The following is a 6,235-nucleotide window of genomic DNA, read 5'->3' as shown; positions in this document are numbered from 1 at the left end:
CCTCGCGCGGGCTTTTTGTTTGGTAACGGGTCGAGGATTTAACGCCTAATCAGGGGCCCGCAAGGAGGCAAAGCCGACGCAGCGGGACAGAAAACAACAAAGCCTGCCCCCGCAACCAAATTCCAAATAGACCACCATAGACACAAACACAAAAAGCCCGCCTCGTGCGCGCTTTTTGAATTAAGCCAAGGCTTCATCGCGCAGATTCGATCCTCAGCCCAATCCGTTCCGGGCCAGGAAGTCCGCTGCCTGCATTGTGTCCAAGGCGCCGGCCGTCTCTCTGAAGTAAGGCAGGCCTTGCCAGAGGTTGCGATCGCCGACGATATAGAATCGCCGCTGGGCGCGGGTGAGGGCGACGTTCAAGAGGTTTGGCTTCAATGCGGCCCAGCTCGCCGCCCCGTGATGGTCGGCATCGGCGCCGAGCACCATGAAAACGATGTCTTCCTCCTTGCCCTGGAAGGTATGCACCGTGCCGATCCGATCCTGCAGCCATTTCGATAGTCTCGGTGGAGACGAGCGCGTATTTCCGTTCCAATCACCCCATGCTGCATGGGCCAGAGCCTGTCTCAGACTGTTCTTGATCTCCTTGAACGGCGAAATGATATAGAGATCCGGCAATGCGCCGTCCCGGCGATAAGTGGCAGTGACGAGATCGACAATGAAACCCGTCTGTTCTGGAACGGCCTGCTTGCCTGACACCCTTCCCCTGACGTCGATCCAGGCGCTGTCGCCATAAAACGGTGGAGCGTCGCCGGCCGGCCGGCGCTCTTCCAGCCCGAAGGCCATCTTGTTCTGATAGGCGATCTGGTTGGCAAGACTGAACATCGGGTCGATGCAGCGACGATGGACCCTGAGGGGGCTGCCGATCCAGAGCCCGTCCGCTTCCTCGCCCTGAACGGTCGTTCCATAGCGGTTGGCCGCATCGGCCAGCATCTGCACCGACGCCCTGTTCGGCGAATATTGTCCAGTTGCCGTGTGGGGCGAGAGCGCCGAGGTGGCGGTGATCAGCGCGCTGGGAAGCGTGAAGACCGGTTCGATCTGCTGGGGATCGCCGATCACCATGACGCGGCGCGCCCGCAACAAGGCCCCGACGGCCGCTTGCGGCACCGCCTGACCGGCTTCATCGATGAAGACCCAGCCGATCGACCCGGCTTCGAGACCGCGGAACTGCCGGGCAAAGGAGGCAAACGTCGTCGACACGATCGGAACGATCATGAAAAGGCTCTGCCAGATCAACGCAATGTGCTCGCCATCGGCGGGGCCGTTGTTGGAAAGCAGTTTGTTGATGGCGACGATGTTTCCTCCAAAACCTCCGCCTTTCTTACCCACATCCGCCAGCCACGCTTCCTGCAGCGTCAACGCTGCTTGAAGCAATGTCGAACGCAGGCCTGCCAGTTCGTCCTGATGCCACAGACCGCCAATCTGGAAACGGTCGGTTTCGAGATCGGCGAGACGCACGGGTAGGGCGGGATGACCGAGAATCGTCCCGAGACGACCGAATTCTTCTCTCTTCCGGGACCAGATTTCCCGTTGTGATCTGAGCGCCCGTTCGGCCCGCTGATGTCCGCGCAACGCCCGTTTCAGCGCAGGTCCATGAGTTTTTGCAAGATGACGCTCGCATTCCGCCAGTGCCTTGCGCAGTTCCAGCTGCCCGCGCGCATTGGCGCCGACATCTTGCCGATGCTGCCGGGCAGGAGTGGTCGGCAACACTCTCTCCCACCAGGCAGGAGCGCTGCGGTCGAGCAACTGTTCCTCCTCTTTCAGATGAGACAAACCTTCCCTGATACGAAGTATTTCGGCTTGGACCATGTCGCATCTGTCCTGCGCTTGCCGAAATTCGCTTTCGGCTGCCCTGACCCCTTCAAGGGCCTCGCGGCAGAAGGTATCCTGCGAAACCAGGGCGATTTCGTCATAGAGATCGGCATAGCGTGCACATTGTCCGATCTTGTCGCGGACCGCGCCGTCGGCGGCGTGAAAAGCCGCCGACGCTTCGGCAAAGGTCGGGCCTTCATAGCTTTTCAGCCATTCCCAAATGGTCTGTGGCTTGTCACTGCCGGACCAGCCGGGCTTCGGCCCATCGGCGATCTCCATGAAGGCAAAACGTTCCTTGAAGGCTCGGCGGTTCCTGGAGTTGCCGAGCGCACAAGCGATCAGCCCCCATGGGCGGTCGTCGTCGGAGAGCTTGACGGTGGCACCATTGTCCTTCTGGCAAGCGATTTTGTGCGCGATGGTCTGCAGATATTGGAATGAAGATGTTCTCGCGACCGAGCTTCGCTTCGGAAGGTCGCGCGAGATATTCTCCACGGCGGCGTTGTTGGAGGAGGCGACGACCATTTCGAATCCTGCCAGGGCCGGGATCAGCGCCGATATCGAGGCCGTGCTCCGGTCCGAGAAAATGACGCGGCGCGCCGAACTGCCGAAGGCATCGCGCGCCGTCTTCAAGGAGGAGAGCACCCGGGCGCGCCGAACGATATTATCCGCGAACATGTCGCGAAGCAGGGTCGTCTTTCCCGTCCCTGGCGGGCCGTTGACCGAGGACAGTCCTGCTTCCGAAAGGTCCCCAATCGCCGAACTGATCGCAAACTGCTGCATGAGGCTCATTGCGTGGTGAGGTTCGCTGAGCCAGCGCCCGCGGTTGAGTTTTCCAGGATGCAAGGCCCGAACGATCGCCCGGCGTCCCTCCTCCGAGTAGAGGTCGATCCGTTTCTCCTGCGCCAGCGGAGTGAGATATTGCCTGAGCGCCTTGGGGATATCGCCGTGTTTTAATCCCATCATCGCCTGCTCGATGTCCTCGATGAAGAAGCTGTTCAGGATCCCGATCTCTTCTTCGGTGTTTGCACTCTCGTCCTCTTCGTCGTCGGCATCGGGCACATTGCTTTCCTGCGGTGGCGGCAGGGAGAGGACCTCGGGTTTTTCCACCCTGTCTCGATAGCGTATTTCGACGGCGGCGATGGGCTTTTCCTGGCGCGAAGCAAAGCCGGCCCAATCGCAGAGCAATTCATGCAGCGTCAGGATCTCGCCGGCGTCGATCGGCTGATCGTCCGTGTCCTCGGAAGATGAAGATCTCAGATGCCGCTGCGCCCGAAAGTTTTGGAGTAGTTCCGACAGCTGCCGCTTGCTGTCGGCAAATGCCTCGTGGCTGAGCGAGGAGAGGCCGGATTTGCGCACCCGCCCCAAAGCCCATGGCAGCGTCGAAACGGAAAACGTTTCGAACATCGGCTGTCCCAAGGGGGAGAGCGGCAGGCTGGCAAAGCAGGTATCGCCGTCGAGGTCGCCGCGTTCGGCATCCTCATATTCGGCGATATCGGCCGCAACGCTGTCGAAATGCCTGCGGATGTCGGCAATTTCCGATTTGCTGAAAACGCCGAGGAACAGGGTAAAACCCGTGGTCTGCTTCTCCTCGGGGATCGCTGGACGGCTGAGTGCGGCACCGTCATCCTCAAGTGTCTTCGCATGCAGCCAGAAAACAGTTCGGCCTGCAGCTGCGACAACACGGCTGGAGAGATCGTAAGGAATGAAGAACTCGATCTTGTGCCAGAAATCGAGAATGGCGAGAAGCCGTTCCCTTTCGGCGCCATCTGCATTGGTCTGCATGAGTTCTCACTGAGGAGTTGCAAAAATAGGCTCGCGCTTGTTTTAACAACGATCTCAGCTCAAAATCAAAGACCATGGCGACTGCGCGTCCTGGAACCGCCGGACCGCATTTCCGCACCATGGCAAAACCGCGTCAATGCAGACGCGGCCGGCGTCGTTCGCTGAGCTGCCGCCCCCGGCTCCAGCGGGCGATGGTCTCCGGCACGACATCCGTCTTGCGAGGGGCGGGCTCCGCACTCATGCGGATTCGTTCGAGCGCGACACCCGCCTTGGCGGCATAATCGAGCGAGGTCGGATCGTCCGAATGCACGTCCTGGATCGCGGCGAAGATGGCCTCCGCCTCGGCCAGACGTTTGCTGGCCGCCAGGGCGATACCGCGCTTGTAATGTGCCTGGATGAGATGCGGCCCGATCTCGCCGACCCGGCGGAAAGTCTCGGCGGCCTGGTCGTATTGATGCAGGGCAAGCTGCGTGTCGCCAAGCCGCATCTGGATCGGTGTCGGATCGGGCGCTCGCTCGATGAGAGCCTTGTAGGCAGCCAGTGCCTCCGTCAGCTTTCCTCGGTCGAACAGCAGATTGGCGAGCCCGAATTCCGCGCCGGTATGGCCGGGAGCAGATTGCAGGACCTGGTTGAAAGCGATCTCCGCCTTGCTGCGGGCGCCGTTGCGGTACATGTCGAGCGCCTGTTCATAGACGAAACGAACGCTGCGCGGATTGAGCACGCCATGCAGATTCTGGCCGTTGCGGGTGCGGAACAGCGTGCAGCTGATCCGCCGTTCCTCCACCCCGAACATATATTTGTAGGGTTCGTTTCCGCGCAGGAAATCATAGGTCTTGAAGCCGTGCTCGATCGCCCGCCGGATGCAGTAGCCATGCAGGATGAGGCCGGGAGACGGCGTCTTCCAGTTCTCGTCGCGGCCGGTGATATAAAAGAGGATCGCCTTCTTCTGCCGGTCGAGGATATTGGCCAGCGCGCCGAGCGGCTGGTCGCCATGCCAAAACACCGGCACCTCGAGATTGCCGCTGTTGAAACAGTCCATCAGCATTTCGCGTGTGGTGATGATCAGCCGTTCGGTCCGCTCCGTGCCTTTGCGGGCACTCCACTTGATCCGCCAGAGATTGAAGAGGATGTCCAAGTCCCGATCGATGGTCTCGGCGGTTGCCATCGTGATCCGGTAAATATCATCGCCTTCGACCTTGCGCAGGAAGCGCCGGAGCTTTTGGCGCGTCTGGCTGCTCATGCGCTGTTCGAGATAGTCGTCGAAGCTTGCCGGCAGCGGGACGATCGGGCAGATCGTATTGTCGATATTCTCGCTGTTCTTGGGTGAGCTGTCGCGAAACATCACCTCCGGTCCTTGCAGCGCCTCGATCATCTTCTCGCGCCGGCGGGCAGGACCGCTGAAATATTCGAGCTTCAGTTCCGTCCAGTTCTGATGTTTGAGAAACGAAGCAAAGCCGGCAATGGCGTGATGCTCGTAATTCGGTCTGGCGATGAAGCCGGTATAATCGGCCGCGAAATTCCCGGCCATGATGATCTCGTCGTAGAAGAGCCCGGTCTTCTCGTTCAGATGCGTGATGAGGCGCAGCGGAAAGAAGGCGACATAGGGTGCTTCGGGATCGCGTTCGCGAAGGGCGAGGATGAACCAGCGGCGTCGGCGGGAGAGATAGTTCTTCAACCAGATCCAGGAGAGGAAATGTTGCGCGCCGGGATCTTCCAGGAAGACCTGATCCCAGTTCTCGCGTACCGCCTCAAACCCCGCAACGGTGTCGATGATATCTATGCGCATGTCCGCCCCCAATACCCCATACGTCACTCGGGAGGCTTCATTCTAATGGGAAACACCGATCTTCAAATAAACCGTCCGGATGATTTAAGTGGCCTAAATGGGATTAGTCCTGAGCCGGCGCATAACCCAAAATCGCAATCGGTTTTGGTGAAAATTATGCACGGATTCAAAGCGATAGAGCACAACGGGTCCTGAAGGATGCTGTGTTTCAATGGACCTCGCCCGAAAGTGTGCAGCGGTTTTAAGAACCTCCATACATAAGGATTAGGTCAGAGTTCGCCGGAGATCTGCGGGCTCGCATGGATGAAGGCCCAGAGCGTCCGGCTGATGGCGACGATCTCGGCGATCGACTTTTCGAGAAGGTCGATCTCGCGGGCGTCCATCTGTTCGATCTTGCCGTAGCGGATCTGCTTGTCGTCCTCGACCAGCCGCATCAGCTGCGTACTCGAAATCTCTCCCTTTTCGTCGAAGGAATAGATGCAGTGATTGTACTTGTTGCGGACCTTGGACTCCTTCTTCAGCCGCGACATGGCTGAAAGGATCGCCTTGCGGTCGGAAGGGGAGGTCGAAGCGAGCTTGGACAGCCGTTCGATGAGATCGATCCGGGCGCGCGTGGTGTTGAGCGTCAGGAACACGACGATTGCCGCATCCTTTTCGACCCGGAGAAGATGGGCGATGATGTAGATCAGCAGGCTTTCGGTGTTCGTCCAGACATAATTGAGGCGGCCGACCCGCAGCAGGACATCGGACATCGCCGCCATGCTTGACCCTTTCTCCCCGGAGGGGATCCATCCCTCGATGGGATGACGTGTGAACATTACATCAGAACAACGGGTAAGTCCGTCATATTTACCG

The 6,235-nt window shown here is 59.4% G+C and carries 3 protein-coding genes; all 3 read right to left on the bottom strand.

What is annotated here, in order from left to right:
• Positions 1–213: 213 nt before the first annotated feature.
• The 3 genes from OIU37_RS19495 to OIU37_RS19485 all read right to left on the bottom strand — a co-directional run bounded on the left by OIU37_RS19495 (position 214) and on the right by OIU37_RS19485 (position 6,141).
• Positions 214–3,594: a DEAD/DEAH box helicase gene (locus tag OIU37_RS19495; protein WP_264258455.1), complete on the bottom strand. Its 3,381-nt coding sequence runs from the start codon at positions 3,592–3,594 to the stop codon at positions 214–216.
• A 133-nt stretch (positions 3,595–3,727) separates the two neighbouring features.
• A complete protein-coding gene (locus OIU37_RS19490) occupies positions 3,728–5,380 on the bottom strand; it encodes a GNAT family N-acetyltransferase (protein WP_264258453.1) in 1,653 nt (550 codons plus the stop codon).
• Between the two features lie 269 nt (positions 5,381–5,649).
• On the bottom strand, positions 5,650–6,141 hold the full coding sequence (locus OIU37_RS19485) for a hypothetical protein (protein ID WP_168313615.1): 492 nt from the start codon (positions 6,139–6,141) through the stop codon (positions 5,650–5,652).
• Positions 6,142–6,235: the final 94 nt, after the last annotated feature.

Origin of the sequence: Rhizobium sp. BT-226 (assembly GCF_025847085.2) — a bacterium.
In the GTDB taxonomy this organism is placed as follows: Bacteria; Pseudomonadota; Alphaproteobacteria; order Rhizobiales; family Rhizobiaceae; genus Rhizobium; species Rhizobium sophorae.
This window is presented reverse-complemented; position numbering and strand designations above follow the sequence as displayed.

Coding starts and splice junctions, on each gene's coding strand:
- OIU37_RS19495 (WP_264258455.1), bottom strand. CDS start 3,594: ATGCAGACCAATGCAGATGGCGCCGAAAGGGAACGGCTTCTCGCCATT.
- OIU37_RS19485 (WP_168313615.1), bottom strand. CDS start 6,141: ATGGCGGCGATGTCCGATGTCCTGCTGCGGGTCGGCCGCCTCAATTAT.
- OIU37_RS19490 (WP_264258453.1), bottom strand. CDS start 5,380: ATGCGCATAGATATCATCGACACCGTTGCGGGGTTTGAGGCGGTACGC.